This window comes from Aliidongia dinghuensis (assembly GCF_014643535.1).
Lineage (GTDB): Bacteria > Pseudomonadota > Alphaproteobacteria > ATCC43930 > CGMCC-115725 > Aliidongia > Aliidongia dinghuensis.
In genome coordinates this window covers 434,874-455,100 of the sequence record NZ_BMJQ01000003.1, presented here as the reverse complement: position 1 = coordinate 455,100, position 20,227 = coordinate 434,874, and the positions used below count along the sequence as shown (strand labels likewise).

Genomic DNA, 20,227 nt, shown 5'->3' with positions numbered 1-20,227 from the left:
GGCCGGCCCAGACGTCGGTGGACTGGGCGTCGGTGGACCGGGTGTCGGCGGGTGTGCGGCCGGTGCTTCGCGGCAGGGAGCGGTGTGAGCCATGAGACGGGGCGTGGCCATAGCGGGGCTGGCTGGACTGGGTGTGGCACTCGGTCTTGCCGGCGTGCTGTTGGTGGGCGCCTTCCATCGCCCGGCGCCGCCGCGCGCCGAAGCTGCCGCGCCGCGTGCCCATGGCGCACCGCGGGTCGAGACGGTCGACTGCTGGTTCAAGGTGCCGGCCGGGCGCGTCGCGCGCTGCGGGCGGCTCAAGGCGCCCGAGAACTGGGGTGCGCCTGACGGCCGCGAGGTCGTTGTCCCCTTCGTCGTCTTCTCCGGTGGGGCCGGTGCGGCGCCCGATCCGGTGATCTACATCAACGGCGGCCCCGGCGAGCCGTCCGGGATCGGCGCGAGCGAGATCGGGCGCTGGTGGGGCATCCTCAGTTCCGCCAGCTGGGCCCAAGGGCGCGACGTCGTGGTGTTCGACGAGCGCGGCGTCGGCCTGTCGGAGCCGACGCTCACCTGTCCCGAGATGATTGAGATCGGCGAACGGCTGTTCTCGGACCCGATGCCGCCGGCGGCGGTGAATGCCGCCTGGGCCGAGGCGGCGGGCCGCTGCCATGCCCGCTTGGTTGCCGCCGGGATCAAACTCGAGCGCTACAATACCAATGCGATCGTGCATGATCTGACTGCCCTCATCGATGGCCTGGGATATCGCAGCTGGAACCTGCTCGCCGTCTCCTACGGCACGCGCGTGGCGCTCAGCTTTCTCAGGGACCATGGCGTCGGCACGCGCAGCGTGATCCTGGATTCGGTCTATCCGCCGTCAGTCAAGGCCTATGAGGATGCGGCCGGCAGTGCCGCGCATGCCATGGCCGGTCTCGTCGCCTATTGCGCCGGCGACCCGGCGTGCCGGGCGGCCAATCCGCATTTTGCCGCGGCGCTGCAGGCGCAGATCCACCGGGCGGCGAAGGAGGCGCTGGTCGTGCCGCTGCACCGCCCGGGCCAGCCGGACAGGCGGGTCTCGCTCGACGACGCCAAGCTCGTAGAGGTGCTGTTCTACGGTTTCTATCGGAGCGAGGACCTGCGCAAGCTGCCGGGCGCAATCACGGCGCTCGACCAGGGCAACGCCGGGCCGTTGGCACCCTTCGTCGAGGCGGCGCTCGACAATTACCGCTCGCCCGACACCAGCCACGGGCTCTATCTCTCGGTCACCTGCCATGATGAATTCCCGTTCGACGATCCGCAGGTGGTCGAGCGCGCGGCCAGCGCATCCGGTGATCTGCGCCAGTTCGCGCTATCCGATCTGGCGCTCGCGGCCTGCCCGGCCTGGCCGGCCGGGATTGCCGCCAAGGCGGAACGCCAGCCGGTCGAGAGCGACGTGCCGATCGTGCTGCTGTCGGGCGATCTCGATCCGGTGACGCCGGCCGCCTGGGCCAAGACGGCGCTCGCCACCCTGCCGCACGGCAGCCTGTTCCATTTCCCGGGCGTCGGACACGGCGTGCTGGCGGCGAACGCCTGTGCCGACCGGATCGTGCGCCGGTTCCTTGCCAAGCCTGAGACGCGCCCGTTCGACGATTGCCTGCTGACGCTGACCAGCCAGCCTTAGGGCGCTCGTCGCGTCTGATTTCGGAGCCCGTGTGCGCAGTGAAATTGGTCACAGCGCAAGACTTCGAATCGAAAAAATTTAATGCAGTTACGATTAAACCAGAAGATGATGTCTTGCACGGCATGCGCTGCGCCTCGACCCGCTATGGGTGTTGTCTGGGACGAGCCTTCTGAGTGAGCTAGAACGGTCGACGGGGCGACGCGAATTTTGAATTCCTTGCGATGGACGGCCCGTGTCGGGCGGGCGGCGGGACGGTTCGGACTGGCCGCGATCTGCGCTTCGGCCACGATCACCGTTGCCGAAGCGCAGACTGCGCCGGCGCGGCCGCAGATTCCACCTGGGCTGGTGGCGCCGCCGTCTTCGCCGGTCGAGAAGAATCAGCCGCCGTCTACGCCCACGATCGTCCCGCCGCTCGTGACGCCGCCGTCCGAAGAAGCGATCCCCGAAGGCGGCCAGATCGTCACGGTCCATGCGATCGAGCTCGACGGCAACACCCGCTATTCGAACGAGGAACTGGCCCAGGATTACGGGTCGATCCTGAACAAGCCCACGCCGGTCGGCGAGATCGCGGAGGCGGTCAATCGCGTCCAGCTGCACTATCGCAATGACGGCTATTTCCTGAGTGCGGCGCGCGGTCGCTTCACGCGCGACAAGGAAGGGGTCACGCTGCACATCCACGTGACCGAGGGCTACATCAGCGCCGTCAAGATCGACGGCGAGACCGAAGGCGGCGCCGTCAAGGTCTATGATTTCCTCAGCAACCTGCTCGATTATCGGCCGATCAACATCGCCGATATGGAGCGCTATCTGCTGCTCGCGCAGAACGTGCCGGGCATGTCGGTGCGCGCCGTGCTCAGGCCGGCGGGCGGCGAGAGTGGCGCGGTGGAGCTGATCGCCCAGGTCGCGCGCAAGCCGTTCGACCTGCTGGCCTCGCTCGACAATCGCGGGCCCGGCACTGCCGGCCCGGTCCAACTGCTCGTGAGCGGCGGCGCCAATTCCTTCACCTCGGCCGGCGAGCGCGTGCAGGTTGATCTGTTCAACACGCCATTCAACGTTGAGCAGGTGTTCGGCGAGGTCTCGGCGCAATGGTTCGTCGGCGCGGACGGCCTGCTCATCCGGACCTACGGCGGCTATGGCGTCAACGAACCGGGGCGCGACCTCGGGGCGGAGCGCTACAAGGGTCGGCTCGATCTGGCCGGCGTCGCCGCGCGCTATCCGCTCATCCGCACCCGCCCGCTGTCGCTTGACGTCTCGGCGGCCCTCGACGTGTTCCGCTCGACCATCGATCTCGCCAACGGCTCCGGGCCGCGCACGCGGCAGAGCACGAGCTCGATCCGGGTGGCGCGCGCCGGCTTCGATCTTTCGACCCAGGACACGCTCTGGGGGCTGGTGCCACCGGCGGCGAACAGCTTCGACATCAAGTTCCACCAGGGCTTCAACGGCGCGACGAACGAGCAGTTTCCGGCCCGCCCCGGCGTCGACAACAATTTCCAGAAATTCACGGCCGAGGTCGTCCGGCTGCAGGAGCTGTTCAGCCTGGATGCCTATCGCTTCGCGCTGAAGCTCGCCGCCGACGCGCAATGGAGCCACGACATTCTCCCGCCCAGCGAGAAATTGTTCCTCGGCGGCTCGGCCTACGGCCGCGGCTTCTTTTCGGGCGAGGTCACGGGCGATCGTGCGGTGATCGGCACGGTCGAGCTGCAGGCCAACACGACCTGGTCGAGCTTCCTTGGATGGGCGGGCTTATCGTCGGACGACCTGCCGTTGCGCTACTATGGGTTTTACGACGCGGGGACGATCTGGGATCGCGAGCCGGGGGCGCTGCGCGGCCGGATGGAATCGGTCGGGCTGGGCGTCGAGGCGGCGATCACGCCTGAGGTCACGGCCCTCCTCGAAGGCGTCAATCGATTTACCCTGCGGCCGACCGAATCATTCGCGGCCAACCGCGAGACGTCGCAGGCGGTGTTCTTTCAAGTGCGCTTTCAATACTGACGGGTAGTTCCGAGGGGCGCGGCGGCTATGAGGCGAAAGCGGATCGAAGGCGGGGTGAAGCAGGGGGCAGCGCCACTGAGCGTGGCGCCGGCTGCCGAAGTGCGGCCAGCCGCCGCGCGCCGCCGCTTGTTGGGCACGGTGTGCGTCCTGGCGCTCGCTGCCGCGGCCGGCCCCGCCTTCGCCAACCCGACCGGCGGGACGGTGGTCGCCGGCCAGGCGACGATCAGCCAGACGTCGCCGTCGCAACTCACCATCCAGCAGTCGTCGAACAACGCTGCCATCAATTGGCAGAGCTTCAATATCGCCAAGGGCGAGAAGACCGTCATCGAGCAGCCGGGCAGCTCGTCCATCCTGCTCAACCGGGTGACCGGCGGCGACCCGTCGGTCATCGCCGGGCAGTTGAGCGCCAACGGCCAGGTCGTTCTGGTGAACCCGAACGGGCTCGTCTTCGCCAACGGTGCGCTCGTCAACGTCAACAGCCTGATCGCGACGCCGGCCGACATCAGCAATGCCGACCTCATGGCGGGACGGCTCAAGTTCAACACCGCCTCGCCGAACGCCACGGCCTCGGTCCAGAACGCCGGCACGATCTCGATCGCCGATCATGGGCTGGCGGCGCTCGTCGCTCCAAACGTGCAGAATTCCGGTGTGATCAGCGGACGGTTCGGCAAGATCGTGCTGGGCGGCGCCGAGACCTTCACGCTCGACCTCTACGGCGACGGGCTGATGTCGTTCGACATCACCGGCAAGGTGCGGGCAACGGCCGGGGGCAAGAACGCGCCGCTCGTCTCGAATACCGGCACGATCGCGGCCGAGGGCGGCCAGGTGCTGCTGACCGCCGATGCGGTCGACGGGCTGGTGAGCGACCTCATCCAGGCCGACGGCACGATCTCCGCCCGCAGCGCGCAGGGCAAGACCGGCACCGTCACGGTCGATGCCGGTGCCGCCGGCACGGCGCTGGTCGGCGGCGTGCTGGACGTCTCCGGCCTCGGCGACGATGCGACCGGCGGCAAGGTCGCCGTCACGGGTGCCAAAGTGGGCATCGCCGCCACGGCGCACATCGATGCGACCGGTGCTGCGGGCGGCGGTACTGTCGAGATCGGCGGCGGCCTCCACGGCGCCGACGCGGCCGTGCGCAACGCCCAAGTCACGAGCGTCGCCGCCGGGGCGACGATCGACGCGAGCGCCACGGGCCACGGCAATGGCGGCACCGTCGCCGTCTGGTCCGACAAGGCGACCGCGGTTGCGGGGACGATCAAGGCGCGCGGTGGCGCCAGGAGCGGCAACGGCGGCTTCGTCGAAACCTCGAGCAAGGGCAAGCTCGCCGTCACCGCCAACACGCATGTCGATACCGAAGCGCCGCACGGGCTGATCGGCCAATGGCTGCTCGATCCCACGGACATCACCGTGCAAACGGGGGGGCCGGACGCCCCTTCCCTGACGACCCTGGCCAGCTCGTCCGACAGCGGTAGCTATTCGATCGATCCATCGGTGCTGACGACGCCGCTGGCGAACATCACGCTCTCGGCGTCGGGCAACGTCACGTTCAATGCCCCGGTCACGCTCTCGAACAAATTCCTGACGATCGATGCGAACGGCACGGTCACGATCAATGCCGCGGTCGCGACCGGCGGCCAGAATTTCCGCGTGCGGGCGCAAAACGACAGCGGTGCCGCCAGCAGTTTCGTCGTCACGTCGAGCGGATCGGTGTCGACCGGCGCCGGCTCGATCGACGTCGATGCAACGTCCATTACGCTCGGCGGCAATCTCACCGGGACCGGCATCACTCTGACCGGTGCCACGGCGATCACGGCGTCGACCACACCTGCGCTCAGCGCCGGCAGCGGACTTATCACGCTGGGCGCGGTCACCGGCTCCGGCGACCTGAAGCTCTCAGGCACGGGCGGCGCGACCTTGGCGTCGATCGCCCTGCCCAGCAATATGCTCGACGTCTCGGGGCTGACCGGCGGCACCTTGACGGCGAGCGGGTCGTTCACGGTCGGGACGCTGAGCGGCGCGAGCACCGTGCCGAACCTGGCGCTTAACGGCGGTGGCACGATCGGCAATGCGCAGACGCTGACCAACAGCGGCACCGTGACGCTTAACGGCGTGACGTTCACGGGCGGGCTCGACACGACCGGCGTCGGCGGCACGGTGACCTTGGCGGGCACGATCGCCGGCGCCGGGCTCAGCCTCGGTGCGGTGACGCTCGGCAACGATACGACGCTCAACGCCGGCTCGGGGGCGCTGACGCTGGGTGCGGTCGCGGGCGGCGGGCACAACCTGACGCTCGACGGTTCGGGCACCGATACCGGAACATCGGTCTCGAATGTCGCGGTGCTGACGCTCGGCAAGACGGGCGGCGGCATCACGTTCAGCGGCGCGGTCGGCACGACCGGTGCGCTCACCGCCTCGGCCGGCGCCTACAATGTCGAGTTCGACGGCGGCGGCACGGTGCAGGGGGCGGCGAGCTTCGCCAATACCGGCACGCTCACCATCCCGAGCGGCTTCAATTTCGCCGGCGGCATCACGGCGACGGCGCCGTCGTCGGCGAGCCTCGGCGGCACGATCGCCACGACGAACGCGGCGCTCGATTTCGGCGCCGTGGCACTCGGCGGCAACACTACGCTCAGCGCCGGCACCGGGCTCATCAGCTTGGGCGCGGTTACCGGCTCCAAAGACCTGACGCTGCAGGGATCGGGCGGCGCGACCTTGGCGTCGATCACCCTGCCCAGCAATAAGCTCGATGTGTCGGGGCTGACCGGCGGCACCTTGACGGCGAGCGGGTCGTTCACGGTCCACAGGCTGAACGGCGCGAGCACCGTGCCGAACCTGGCGCTCGATGGCGGCGGCACGATCGATAACGCGCAGACGCTGACCAACAGCGGCACCGTGACGCTCGACGGCATGACGTTCACGGGTGGGCTCGACACGACCGGCGTCGGCGGCACGGTGACCTTGTCGGGCACAATCGCCGGTGCGGGCTTGAGCTTCGGCGCCGTGACGCTCGGTGGCAATACCACGCTCAACGCCGGCAGCGGTGCGCTGAGCTTCGGCACGCTCACGACCGCCGGCCATCTTCTGGCGCTGGCGGGGTCGCATGACCTGACGCTCGGTTCCCTGTCGCTCGGCACCGGGTCGCTCGACGTGTCGGGCATTACCGGCACGGTGACCGTGTCAGGCACGATCGCCGGTGCAGGCCTCACTCTCGGGGCCGTGACGCTCGGCGGCGATACCATCCTCAACGCCGGCTCGGGGGCGCTCACGCTGGGCGCGGTCGCCGGCGGCGGCCACAATCTGACGCTCGAGGGGGCCGGCACTGACGTCGGAGCCACGGTGTCGAACGTCGCGGCGCTGACGCTGACCAAGACCGGTGGCGGCATTACGTTCGGCGGCGCGGTCGACACGACCGGCGCGCTCACGGCCACGGCCGGCGCCTACAATGTCGAGTTCAACGGCGGCGGCACGGTGCAGGGGGCGGCAAGCTTCGCCAACACCGGCACGCTGACGATCCCGATCGGGTTCAATTTCGATGGTGGCGTGACGGCGACGGCGCCGTTGTCGGTGAGCCTCGCCGGCACGATCGCCACGACGAACGCGGCGCTCGACTTCGGCACGGTGACGCTCACGGGCAACACGAGGCTCAGCGCCGGCAGCGGGCTCATCACGCTGGGTGCGGTCGCCGGCACGAGCGACCTGACGCTGCAGGGATCGGGCGGCGCGACCTTGGCGTCGATCACCCTGCCCAGCAATAAGCTCGATGTGTCGGGGCTGACCGGCGGCACCTTGACGGCGAGCGGGTCGTTCACGGTCGGGACGCTGAGCGGCGCGAGCACCGTGCCGAACCTGGCGCTTAACGGCGGTGGCACGATCGGCAATGCGCAGACGCTGACCAACAGCGGCACCGTGACGCTTAACGGCGTGACGTTCACGGGCGGGCTCGACACGACCGGCGTCGGCGGCACGGTGACCTTGTCGGGCACGATCGCCGGCGCCGGGCTCAGCCTCGGGGCGGTGACGCTCGGCGGTGATACGACGCTCAACGCCGGGTCGGGCGCGCTGACGCTGGGTGCGGTCGCGGGCGGCGGGCACAACCTGACGCTCGACGGTTCGGGCACCGATACCGGAACATCGGTCTCGAATGTCGCGGTGCTGACGCTCGGCAAGACGGGCGGCGGCATCACGTTCAGCGGCGCGGTCGGCACGACCGGTGCGCTCACCGCCTCGGCCGGCGCCTACAATGTCGAGTTCGACGGCGGCGGCACGGTGCAGGGGGCGGCGAGCTTCGCCAATACCGGCACGCTCACCATCCCGAGCGGCTTCAATTTCGCCGGCGGCATCACGGCGACGGCGCCGTCGTCGGCGAGCCTCGGCGGCACGATCGCCACGACGAACGCGGCGCTCGATTTCGGCGCCGTGGCGCTCAGCGCCAACACCACGCTCAGCGCCGGCACCGGGCTCATCAGCTTGGGCGCGGTTACCGGCTCCAAAGACCTGACGCTGCAGGGATCGGGCGGCGCGACCTTGGCGTCGATCACCCTGCCCAGCAATAAGCTCGATGTGTCGGGGCTGACCGGCGGCACCTTGACGGCGAGCGGGTCGTTCACCGTCCACAGGCTGAACGGCGCGAGCACCGTGCCGAACCTGGCGCTCGATGGCGGCGGCACGATCGATAACGCGCAGACGCTGACCAACAGCGGCACCGTGACGCTCGACGGCATGACGTTCACGGGCGGCCTCACCACGACCGGCGTCGGCGGCACGGTGACCGTGTCAGGCACGATCGCCGGTGCGGGCTTGAGCTTCGGCGCCGTGACGCTCGGTGGCAATACCACACTCAACGCCGGCAGCGGCGCGCTGAGCTTCGGCACGCTCACGACCGCCGGCCATCTTCTGGCGCTGGCGGGGTCGCATGACCTGACGCTCGGTTCCCTGTCGCTCGGCACCGGGTCGCTCGACGTGTCGGGCATTACCGGCACAGTGACCGTGTCGGGCACCATCTCGGCGACCGGCCTGCACTTCGGCGCGGTGACGCTCGGCAACGATACGACGCTCGATGCCGGCTCGGGCGCGCTGATGCTGGGCGCGGTGACCGGCGGCGGGCACAACTTGACGCTCGATGGTTCGGGCACCGATACCGGAACGTCGATCTCGAACGTTGCGGCGCTGACGCTCTCGAAGACCGGCGGCGGCATCACGTTCAGCGGCGCGGTCGACACGACCGGCGCGCTCACCGCCTCGGCCGGTGAAAGCGCCTACAATGTGGCGTTCAACGGCGGCGGCACGGTGCAGGGCGCGGCGAGCTTCGCCAACACCGGCACGCTCACCATCCCGAGCGGCTTCAATTTCGATGGTGGCGTCACGGCGACGGCGCCGTCGTTGGCGAGCCTCGGCGGCCCGATCACCGCGACGAATGCGGCGCTCTATTTCGGCAGCGTGACCCTGACGAGCAACACCACGCTCAGCGCCGGCAGCGGGCTCATCACGCTGGGATCCGCTACCGGCAACGGCAACTTGACGCTCGTGGGCACCGGCGGGGCGACTGTGAGCGCGGTCGGCCTCACCACAGGCGCGTTCGACGCGACCGGTGTCACCGGCAGCACGGTGACGCTCGCGGGCACGATCTCGGCGACCGGCGTCAGCCTTGGCGCCGTGACGCTCGGCAACGATACAACGCTCAACGCCGGCTCGGGCGCGCTGACGCTGGGGGCGGTGACCGGCGGCGGCCATAACCTGACGCTCGGGGGCTCGGGCACGGATAGTGCAGCGTCGATCTCGAATGTCGCGGCGCTGACGCTCACCAAGACCGGCGGCGGCATCACGTTCAGCGGGGCGGTCGACACGACCGGCGCGCTCACCGCCTTGGCCGGTGCCTACAACGTGGCGCTCGACGGCGGCGGCACGGTGCAGGGGGCGGCGAGCTTCGCCAATACCGGCACGCTCACGATCCCGAGCGGCTTCAATTTCGATGGTGGTGTCACGGCGACGGCGCCGTCGTCGGTGAGCTTCGCCGGCCCGATCGCCACGACGAACGCGGCGCTCGATTTCGGCAACGTGACCCTGACGGGCGACACCAGCCTCAGCGCCGGCAGCGGGCTCATCACGCTCGCGGGCGCCACCGGCAACGGCCACGCGCTGACCTTGGCCGGCACGGGCGGGGCGAGCCTGAGTGCGATCAACCTGGGCTCGATGCCGCTCAGCCTTACCGGCATCACCGGCGGCACGGTCACGCTCGCGGGCACGGTCGCGGCGACCGGGCTCGGCTTCGGCGCCGTGACGCTCGGCAGCGATACGACGCTGAATGCTGGTTCGGGTGCGCTCACGCTCGGTGCGGTCACGGGCGGTGGTCATAACCTGACGCTCGGGGGCTCGGGCGCGGATACAGCGACGTCGATCTCGAACGTCGCGGCGCTGACGCTCTCGAAGACCGGCGGCGGCATCACGTTCAGCGGCGCCGTCAATACGACCGGTGCGCTCACCGCCTCGGCCGGTGCCTACAACGTGGCGCTCAACGGCGGCGGCACGGTGCAGGGGGCGGCGAGCTTCGCCAACACCGGCACGCTGACGATCCCGAGCGGCTTCAATTTCGATGGTGGCGTGACGGCGACGGCGCCGTCGTCGGCGAGCCTCGCCGGCACGATCGCCACGACGAATGCGGCGCTCGATTTCAGCAACGTGACCCTGACGGGCGACACGAGCCTCAGCGCCGGCAGCGGGCTCATCACGCTCGCGGGCGCCACCGGCAACAACCACGCGCTGACCTTGACCGGCACGGGTGGGGCGAGCCTGAGTGCGATCAACCTGGGCTTAATGCCGCTCAGCCTTGCCGGCATCACCGGTGGCACGGTCACGCTCGCGGGCACGATCTCGGCGACCGGGCTCGGCTTCGGCGCCGTGACGCTCGGCAGCGATACGACGCTGAATGCTGGTTCGGGTGCGCTCACGCTGGGCTCGGTCGGTGGCGCCGGCAACCTGACGCTCACGGGCACCGGCGGGGCGACTGTGAGCGCGGTCAGCCTCAGCACGGGCGCATTCGACGCGACCGGCGTCACTGGTGGCACGGTGATGCTCGCGGGCACGATCTCGGCGACCGGCCTCAGCCTTGGCGCCGTGACGCTCGGCAACGATACGACGCTCAACGCCGGCTCGGGGGCGCTGACGCTGGGGGCGGTCTCCGGTGGCGGCCACAACCTGACGCTCGGGGGTTCGGGCACCGATACCGGAACGTCGATCTCGAACGTCGCGGCGCTGACGCTCTCGAAGACCGGCGGCGGCATCACGTTCAGCGGCGCGGTCAATACGACAGGCGCGCTCACCGCCTCGGCGGGTGAGAGCGCCTACAACGTGGCGCTCGACGGTGGCGGCACGGTGCAAGGCGCGGCGAGCTTCGCCAACACTGGCACACTCGCGATCCCGAGCGGCTTCAATTTCATCGGCGGCATCACGGCCACGGCGCCGTCATTGGTCAGCCTCGCCGGCACGATCGCCACGACGAACGCGGCGCTCGACTTCGGCAACGTGACCCTGACGGGCAACACGAACCTCACCGCCGGCTCCGGGCTCATCACGCTCGCGGGCGCCACCGGCAACAATCACGCGCTGACCCTGATCGGCACGGGCGGGGCGAGCCTGAGTGCCGTCGACCTGGGCTCGATGCCGCTCAGCCTTGCCGGCATCACCGGCGGCACGGTGACGCTCGCGGGCACGATCTCGGCGACCGGCATCAACGTTGGCGCGGTAACGCTCGGCGGCGATGCCACGCTCAACGCCGGGTCGGGTGCATTGACGATGGGCGCGGTGACGGGCGCGGGGCACAACCTGACGCTCGAGGGCGCGGGCACCGATACCGGGACATCGGTGTCGAACGTCGCGGCACTGACGCTCACGAAGACCGGCGGCGGCATCACGTTCAGCGGCGCGGTCGGCACGACCGGCGCGCTCACCGCCTCGGCCGGCGCCTACAATGTCGAGTTCGACGGCGGCGGCACGGTGCAGGGCGCGGCGAGCTTCGCCAACACCGGCACGCTCACCATCCCGAGCGGCTTCAATTTCGATGGTGGCGTCACGGCGACGGCGCCGTCGTTGGCGAGCCTCGGCGGCCCGATCACCGCGACGAATGCGGCGCTCTATTTCGGCAGCGTGACCCTGACGAGCAACACCACGCTCAGCGCCGGCAGCGGGCTCATCACGCTGGGATCCGCTACCGGCAACGGCAACTTGACGCTCGTGGGCACCGGCGGGGCGACTGTGAGCGCGGTCGGCCTCACCACAGGCGCGTTCGACGCGACCGGTGTCACCGGCAGCACGGTGACGCTCGCGGGCACGATCTCGGCGACCGGCGTCAGCCTTGGCGCCGTGACGCTCGGCAACGATACAACGCTCAACGCCGGCTCGGGCGCGCTGACGCTGGGGGCGGTGACCGGCGGCGGCCATAACCTGACGCTCGGGGGCTCGGGCACGGATAGTGCAGCGTCGATCTCGAATGTCGCGGCGCTGACGCTCACCAAGACCGGCGGCGGCATCACGTTCAGCGGGGCGGTCGACACGACCGGCGCGCTCACCGCCTTGGCCGGTGCCTACAACGTGGCGCTCGACGGCGGCGGCACGGTGCAGGGGGCGGCGAGCTTCGCCAATACCGGCACGCTCACGATCCCGATCGGCTTCAATTTCGACGGTGGCGTTACGGCGACGGCGCCGTCGTCGGCGAGCCTAGGCGGCCCGATCGCCGCGACGAACGCGGCGCTCGATTTCGGCGCGGTGACGCTCAGCGGCGATGCTACATTCAATGCCGGCTCGGGCGCGTTGACCCTGGGAGCGGTGACGGGTGGCGGCCACAATCTGACGCTCGCGGGTGCTGGCACCGACAACGCCACCTCGGTCTTGGGCGTCGCGACGCTGACGCTCGCCAAGACCGGCGGCGGCATCACGTTCAGCGGCGCGGTCGATCCGACCGTCGGGCTCACGGTCGGCGAAAGCGCCTACAACGTGGCGCTCGACGGCGGCGGCACGGCGCCGGGCGCGACCCTGTTCCACAATACCGGCACGCTCACCATCACCAACGGCTTCACCTTTACCGGCGGCATGACGGCGACGGCGCCGTCGTCGGCGAGCCTCGCCGGCCCGATCACCACGACCAACGCGGCGCTCGACTTCGGCGCCGTCGCACTCAGCAGCGACACTACGCTCGGCGCCGGCACCGGTGCCATCACGCTGGGCGCGGTCAGCGGCAACAGCAGCCTGCACTTGGCGGGTTCGGGCGGCGTCACGATCGCTTCGGCCTCACTTGGCGCCGGCACGCTCGACCTCTTCGGCATCACCGGCGGCACCGTGACCGTCAATGGGACGCTGAGCGCGAACGGGCTCACGACGACGAACGCCGCCTACAACCTGGCGCTCGACAACGGTGGCACGATCGGCAGCGCGGTCACGTTGAATAATGCCGGCACCTTGACGCTCAACGGCGTCTTCACCTTCACCCACGGACTCGATGCGACCGCCGTGGGCGGCACGGTTTCGCTGGACGGTTCGATCCAGGCGACCGACAACCCGCTCCGCTTCGGCGCGGTGACGCTCGCCGGCGGCACGACATTCGATGCGGGCGCCGGTGCGCTGACGCTGGGCGCGGTCACGGGCAACGCCTCGCTCTTCCTCGACGGTTCGGGCGGGGCGACCATCGCGTCCGCCAATCTCGGCGGCGGCACGCTCGACCTCAGGGGCGTGACCGGCGGCGCGATCACCTTGAGCGGTCCACTGGTGGCCCAAGGGCTCCTCACCGCCAACGCGCCCTATGACGTGGCGCTCGACGGCGGCGGCACCATCACCAACGCCGTGGATTTCACGAACGGCGGCTCCGTCACGCTCAACAGCGTCAATTTCCTCGACGGCTTCAGCACGGCGCATCTCGGCGGCAGCCTGTTCCTGCTGGGCACGATCACCGGCCATGGCGGCACCGTGACGATCGGCTCGGCGACGCTTGCGGGGGCGACGATCGTCGACGCTGGCGCCGGGGCGATCTCGCTCGGGCCGATCACGACGACGGGCAGCGGCCAGGACCTGACCCTGCGCGGCACGGGCGGCGCCACGATGGCTTCGGTCGCCCTTGGGACCGGCACGCTCGACCTGGCAGGACTTACGGCGGGCACCGTGACGCTCACCGGCCCCCTCGTGGCACAAGCGCTCAACCTGCCGACAGGGGCAGTCAATCTCGCGCTCGACGGCGGCGGGACCATTGCGGACCCAGTGTCCTTCGCCAATACCGGCACGCTCACGATTACCAACGGCTTCACCTTCACCGGCGGCGCCATCGCGACCACGCCGTCGGCGAAAATCCTGGCCGGCACGATCGCCTCGAGCAACGCGGCGCTGGATTTCGGCACCACCGGGGTGACCCTCGCCGGCGACACGGGGTTCAGCGCCGGCAGCGGAGCGATCACGCTCGGGCCGGTGACGGTCGGTGACAGCAGCCACAGCTTGACGCTCCAAGGCTCGGGCGGCGCGGCGATTGCGTCTGCGGCGCTTGGCTCCGGCACGCTCGATCTGACCAGCATGACCGGCGGCACCGTGACGGTCGCAGGTCCGCTCACGGCCGGCGGGCTCGCCTCCGGCACCGGCGCCTATGCGTTGGCGCTCGACGGCGGCGGCAGCGTGACCAGTGCCGTCACGTTCGCCAATGCCGGCGGCCTTGCGATCGGCGACGGGTTCGGTTTCACCGGCGGCGCCGATACCACGCGCGCCGGCGGCACCGTCAGCCTCGCCGGCACCATCTCGGCAACGAACGGCGCCCTCAATTTCGGCGCGGTGGCCCTTGGCGGCACCACGACGCTCGAGACCGCCGGTCAGTCGGTTGGCTTCGATGCGGTGGGCACGATCGCCGGCAACGGCAGAGGCCTGACGATCTCGACGGGCACCGGCGCGGTCAGCCTGGGTGCTGCCGCGTCGAACCTCGCGGCGCTGACGATCAGCGGCGGTCCGGTCACGCTCGCCTCCGTCGCGACCTCGGGCGCGCTGAACGTGACCTCGAACGGGGCGATCACCGAGAGCGCCGGTAGCGGGATCACGGCCGCCGGCACGACACTTGCCGCCGGCGGGGCGATCACGCTCGCCGGTGCCAGCAATAATCTCACCAACGGTCCGGGGACGATCCTCGTCGCGAGCGGAACGGCGATCACGGTGCAGAACGCCAGTGCGTTGACGTTGGGCAACGTCACCGCCTCGGGAGGCCTGTCGCTGACCGCCGGTGGCGACATCAGCCAGACGGCGGGTGCGAGCGTGAGGGCGGCCGGCGCCACGCTTGCATCGACCGGGGCCATCACCCTCGTCAACGCCGGCAACCATTTCGGCCTCGGCGGCACCGCTCTCGCGGCGAGCGGCACGTTGGTCCAACTGCGCGACAGCGGCGCCTTGACGCTGGGTTCCGTCACGGCGACGAGCGGACTCGTCGTCACGACCGGCGGCGCCCTGTCGGAGGCCGGCGGCACGAGCATTACGACGCCCAGCCTCAGCGTGGCGGCTTCGGGCGGCGTGACACTCGACCAGGCGAACCGGATCGGCCAGCTCGCCGGGCTTACCAATGTCGGCGGCGACGTCGTCCTGACCGACACGACCGGTCTTGCCGTCACCGGGACGGTCGATGCGGGGGCCGGCCATTTGGCGCTCAAGGTCGAGGGCGCCGGCCACGGCCTGACGCTCGGCGCGGCGCTTACGGCCGGCAGCGAAATCACGCTCAACGCCGGCGGCGACGTCACACAGAGCGCAGGCACGCTCACGACCACGCTCCTGATCGGCAGCGCCAATGGAACGGTGACGCTCGATCAGGCGAACCGGGTTGCAAACCTGGCGAACTTCACGAACGCCGGGGCCGGCGGCACGAGCATGACCAACGTCGGGGCCTTGAGCGTCGGAGGTACGGTCGACGGCGGGTCGGGCGGGCTGGCGTTGACGACGGTCGGCACCGGCGGCGACCTGACGCTCGACGCTACGATCCTCGCCGGCAGCACGCTGGCGCTCAATGCGTCCGGCCGAATCGTCCAGACCGGCGGGCTGGTCGATCCGCCGGTCCTGACCGGCTCGGCGGTCGGCGGCGTCGACCTCATCAATGTCGAGGCGGCATCGATCGGCTCGTTCACCAATATCGGCGGCGGCGGGATCACGATCGTCAACAACGGCACGCTCTCCGTGACGGGGGCGATCGACGCCGGCAGCGGCGCGCTCTCGCTGTCCACGATTGGCGCCGGCGGCAATCTCATCCTGGCGGCGAACCTGACGACTGGGTCCGACCTGTCGCTGAGCGCGTCGGGTGCGATCCAGCAGACCGCGGGCCAACTGACGGCGACGACGCTCACCAGTGCCGCCGTGGGTGGCGCCAGCTTTGGCCAGACGAACCAGATCCAGAACCTGGGCGGCGTCACCAACCAGGGCGGCGGCGGTTTCCAGTTCACGACCAGCGGCCCGCTCACCGTCACGGGCGCGATCGACGCGGGCAGCGGCGATCTCGATCTTACGACCGGCGGCGGGCTCACGGTCACCGCAGCGCTGACGAGTGGCGGGACGGTCGCGCTGCGCAGCGGCGGCACCATCACGGTGACCGGCGCGCTCACGGCGGGGCAGCTGATGGCGAGTTCGGCCGGTGGCACGCGCTTCTCGGGCGCCAACCAGATCGGGACGCTCGCCGGCATCGTGAACAGCGGCGGTGGCGCCGTGACCGTCGACGACGGCATCGGTCTCACGGTGATGGGTCAGCTCAGCAACGGCGGCGCCGATATCACCGTCGCGAGCGCTGGCGGCATGCAGTTGAGCAATGTCCAGGCGAATGGCCGGACGCTTGCCTTCATTTCCGGCGGGTCCATGTCTGATCAAGGCGGCACGTACACGGCAACCGACCGGCTGCTCATGAACCTGCGCGGCAATTTCACCCAGACCGGCTTCATGACGGTCCGCTCGCCGTTCATCATCATCGACGCGGCCGGCCTGGCACCGTCGACCGATCTCCAACTGCCGCTCGAACCGCCCAAGCAGCTGGTGCTGACCGTCGGTTCCGGCAACTCGAGCGGCGATGTCAGTCTCGCCAACCTGTCGGCGCCGACCTCCGCGCTGCTGGTCAGCCTCGGCAACGGCAAATTCACCGGAACCGTCGACCTCGACGCGCTTGCGATCAACGGCAGCGCCGGCGTGACCAGCCTGGTCGGCCAACTGCAAGGCATCGGCGGCGAGGCGGCAGCACAGCTCGCGGCCAAGTCGGGCGAACGCGACAACGCCTACCGCCTCAACAATTGCGCGATCGGGAACGCGAGCTGCATCGTGCTGCCGCTCCTGGTCCCGACCGTGCCGCAGCAGATCGAGACTATCCAATTGTCGAAGGAGCGCCGGGATTTCGACGATCCGACCCTGGAGCGCCTCGACTACGGCAACGAGGACGAAGATTGAGCGCCGCCCGCATCCTCGCCAGCGTCGTCCGCGGCGCAACCCTGCCTATGGGCCTGCTGTCCCTGGGCCTGTTGCTCGCGGCATGCGACCGGCTGCCGCCGGACGCCGTCGCGTCGGCCACCAGCGGTTCCCTCAAGGTGACGGCGAAGCCGGTCGGCAAGAATACCGTCGGCGAAGCCTGCAGCTATCAGCCGGGCAATCAAAGCGAGCTCGCCGGTGCGGCGGCCGCCTACGAGGTCCGCTGCGGCACCTGGGTCCAGCCGAGCGGCCACCTGTTCCAGCTCGGCGGCGCGGGGGGAGACCCGGCCGCGCTGGCGGCGGCGGGGCCGTGGCGCACCTATCTCGACCAGCAGCTCGATTGCCAGGCGCCGCAGTCGGCCCGCATTCTCGACGGCATCCAGGCCCAGGTCATGCGCTGCACCCGCCACAACGGCGGCTGGCCCCATGTCGCAATTGCCGCGTCGATCGATGGCGCGCTCTACGCCATGGACGGCGTGCCGTCGGCCGAGCCGGCGCTCGAGGCCACGGTCGCGGCGGTCACCGGCCGGCGCGTGCCTGATCAAGGCGGGGCCCAATCCTCGCGTGAGGGGCTCGCGGCCCTCCTCGGCGGCCAGGCGTTCGGCAGCGGCGATCTCGACCGCTATTACGGCCTGATGCGATTGGCGACCGAGCAGAATGCGGTCGACAATTTCGTCGGTGCCGAGGACGCGCTGCGCGACGCGCTCGCGGTCCAGCAGCGCGTGCTGGGGCCGGACAACCCGGGGCTCGGCGTCACGCAGATCAACCTCGCGCTGCAGCTCAGCAACCAGAACCGGTTCGACGAGGCGGACGGCTGGTTCGCGCAGGCCGCCCGGCTCAACGCCCGCGCACCCAACGCGCTGTTCCAGGCACGTTACGATTTCTACAGGGGCTTGCATCTCCTCAACCAGTCCAAGGCGGAGGAGGCACAGGTGTCGCTCGCGAGAGCGGAGCAGGGCTTTGGCGCCTACGTGCCGGCCGGCCTCAAGGATGCGGCCATCCGCGGGTCGAGCGCGCAGCCGAGCTTGGCCAACCTCGGCGATTCCCTGCTGATCGATCCCGACACCCAATTGGCGATCAGCGGTCTCGCCGCGGTCTGGCGCACCCAGGCGCTGGCGGATTATCAGCAGAACCGGCCGGAATTGGCGGTCGAGCAGGCCCAGCGCAGCCGCAAGCTCGCCGAGCTTGGCGGCAACAGCCAGCCGGGCTTCGTGCCGCGCACGCTCCTGGTCGAGGGCCTCGGGCAATCGGAGGCGGGCCGTGCGGACGACTCGACCGATACGCTCCGCGAATCGGCCCAACTCTTCTCCAAGGCCCTGCCCAACGAGCGGCCGACGGCGATCGCCTATTTCTTGACAGGCCGCACGCTCGCCCGCGCGGGCGATCAGCCAGGCGCGCTCAGGAACTTCCGTGAGGGAGCCCGGATCGTGCGCCAGCGCCACCTGGGCGTGCCCGAACCGCTGGTCGCCCCGTATCTCGACACGCTCTATGAGACCGCGAAGTCGGACCCGGCGAACGCATCGGCGCTCGACGCCGAGATGTTCGAGGCTGCGCAGATGACCCAGAGCAGCCTGACCGCGCAATATATCGCGAAGGCGGCGGCACGCCTCGCCGCGGGCGACCAGAAGGTGTCGGGCGCGCTGCGGCAGCTGCAGCAGATCGATCTGGAGCTGAAGCAGCTGTTCGCCGATCGCGACGCCGTGGCGCAGCAGAAGGGCGGGGATGCCGACGCGGAGGCGAACCTCAAGAAGGCGGACGCGGCGATTGCTGACGCCTTGAAGCGCCGCGCCGACGCGGAATCGACGGCCCAGGCCGCGGCACCGGCCTATGGCCAGCTGCTGCAGACCGGCACGGGGATCAAGACCGTGCAGGAGCTGTTGCGGCCGAAGGAGGCGCTGATCGCCTTCTTCTCCGGCACCGAGCACAGCTATGGCTTCGTCGTGCAGCGGGACAACGTCGGCGCCTTCGAGGTGCCGCTGACGCGCCGGCGGACGCTCGAGCTGGTAACGGCACTGCGCACCAGCGCGCAGCTGGACCTGAGCGGGCCGGACGTCAAGATCCCGCCCTACGACCTGGCCGGCGCCAACACGCTCTATGCCGACCTGCTGAAGCCGGCGGAGCCGATGCTGAAGGATATCCGCAACCTCGTCATCGCGCCGAGCGTGCCGCTCCTGAGCCTGCCGTTCGAGATGCTGGTGACGGCGCCGGGCGTCACGGTCACCGACGGCGACTACGGCAAGGTGCCGTTCCTCGTCCGGCGGTTCGAGGTGAGCTACGTCCCGGCCGTGCAGACTTTCGTCGACCTGCGCCGCATCAAGTCGGGGTCTCACGCCGACCGGCCGTTCCTGGGCTTCGGCGATTTCCGGCCGGCAACGCACGACCAGCTCGCGGCGAGCTTCCCGCCCGACCGCTGCAAGACCGATCTCGAGGGCGTCTCATCGCTCGGCCCCCTGCCGGGCACGCGCGACGAGATCCTGTCGGTCGGCGGGCTGCTGGGCGCGCGGCCCGACGAAATGGTGCTGGGTGCCGACTTCACCAAGGAGAAGTTCCTGGGCTACGACCTCAGGCACTATCGCGTGCTGCATCTCGCGACGCATGCGCTCTTGCCTTCGGAGCTGCATTGCCGGACCGAGCCGTCGATCCTGATGTCCGACCCGCCGTCGGCGCCGGATGCCTCGCCAGCGTTCCTCGGCGTCGACGAGGTGCTGAAGCTGCAGCTCGACGCCGACCTGGTCGTGCTCTCGGCCTGCAACACGGCGGGCCCGAGCGGCAGCGGCGCCGGCGAGAGCCTGTCGGGCCTGGCGCGAGCGTTCTTCTTCGCCGGCACGCGCGGCCTGCTCGTCACCCACTGGTCGGTGGAGGACAATTCGGCGAAGCTGATCGTGACCCACACGATGGCCTCGTTCGCCGGCGGGCGCCGGGCCGGCACGTCGGGGGCGCTCCGGGCCGCGAAGCTCGAAATGCTGGACGGCGACAACGGCCGCTACGGCAAGCTGTTCACGCACCCGTTCGCCTGGGCGCCGTTCGTGCTGATCGGCGACGGTGCCCGCGGCGATATCGACGCGCCGCCGGCGCCGACTGGGCTGATCAGCACCGGGCCGATCAGCACCGGGCCGATCGCCCAGGCCGACGGGACGCCGGCCGCCCTGCCATGACGAC

4 protein-coding genes are annotated in these 20,227 nt (G+C 70.0%); all 4 read left to right on the top strand.

Going from position 1 to position 20,227, the window contains the following annotated elements:
* The first annotated feature begins 91 nt into the window (after positions 1–91).
* The 4 genes from IEY58_RS07960 (at position 92) to IEY58_RS07945 (ending at position 20,223) form a co-directional block, all read left to right on the top strand.
* A complete protein-coding gene (locus IEY58_RS07960) occupies positions 92–1,636 on the top strand; it encodes an alpha/beta fold hydrolase (RefSeq protein ID WP_189044333.1) in 1,545 nt (514 codons plus the stop codon).
* Positions 1,637–1,843: 207 nt separating this feature from the next.
* The gene (locus tag IEY58_RS07955; RefSeq protein WP_189044331.1) at positions 1,844–3,628 is read left to right on the top strand and encodes a ShlB/FhaC/HecB family hemolysin secretion/activation protein; all 1,785 of its coding nucleotides are present in this window, start codon (positions 1,844–1,846) and stop codon (positions 3,626–3,628) included.
* Between the two features lie 27 nt (positions 3,629–3,655).
* Entirely contained in the window at positions 3,656–17,050 is a 13,395-nt protein-coding gene (locus tag IEY58_RS07950; RefSeq protein WP_189044329.1) for a two-partner secretion domain-containing protein, read from the top strand.
* Positions 17,047–20,223: a CHAT domain-containing protein gene (locus IEY58_RS07945; protein WP_189044327.1), complete on the top strand. Its 3,177-nt coding sequence runs from the start codon at positions 17,047–17,049 to the stop codon at positions 20,221–20,223. Before IEY58_RS07950 ends, IEY58_RS07945 begins: the two co-directional genes overlap by 4 nt.
* Positions 20,224–20,227 lie beyond the last annotated feature (4 nt).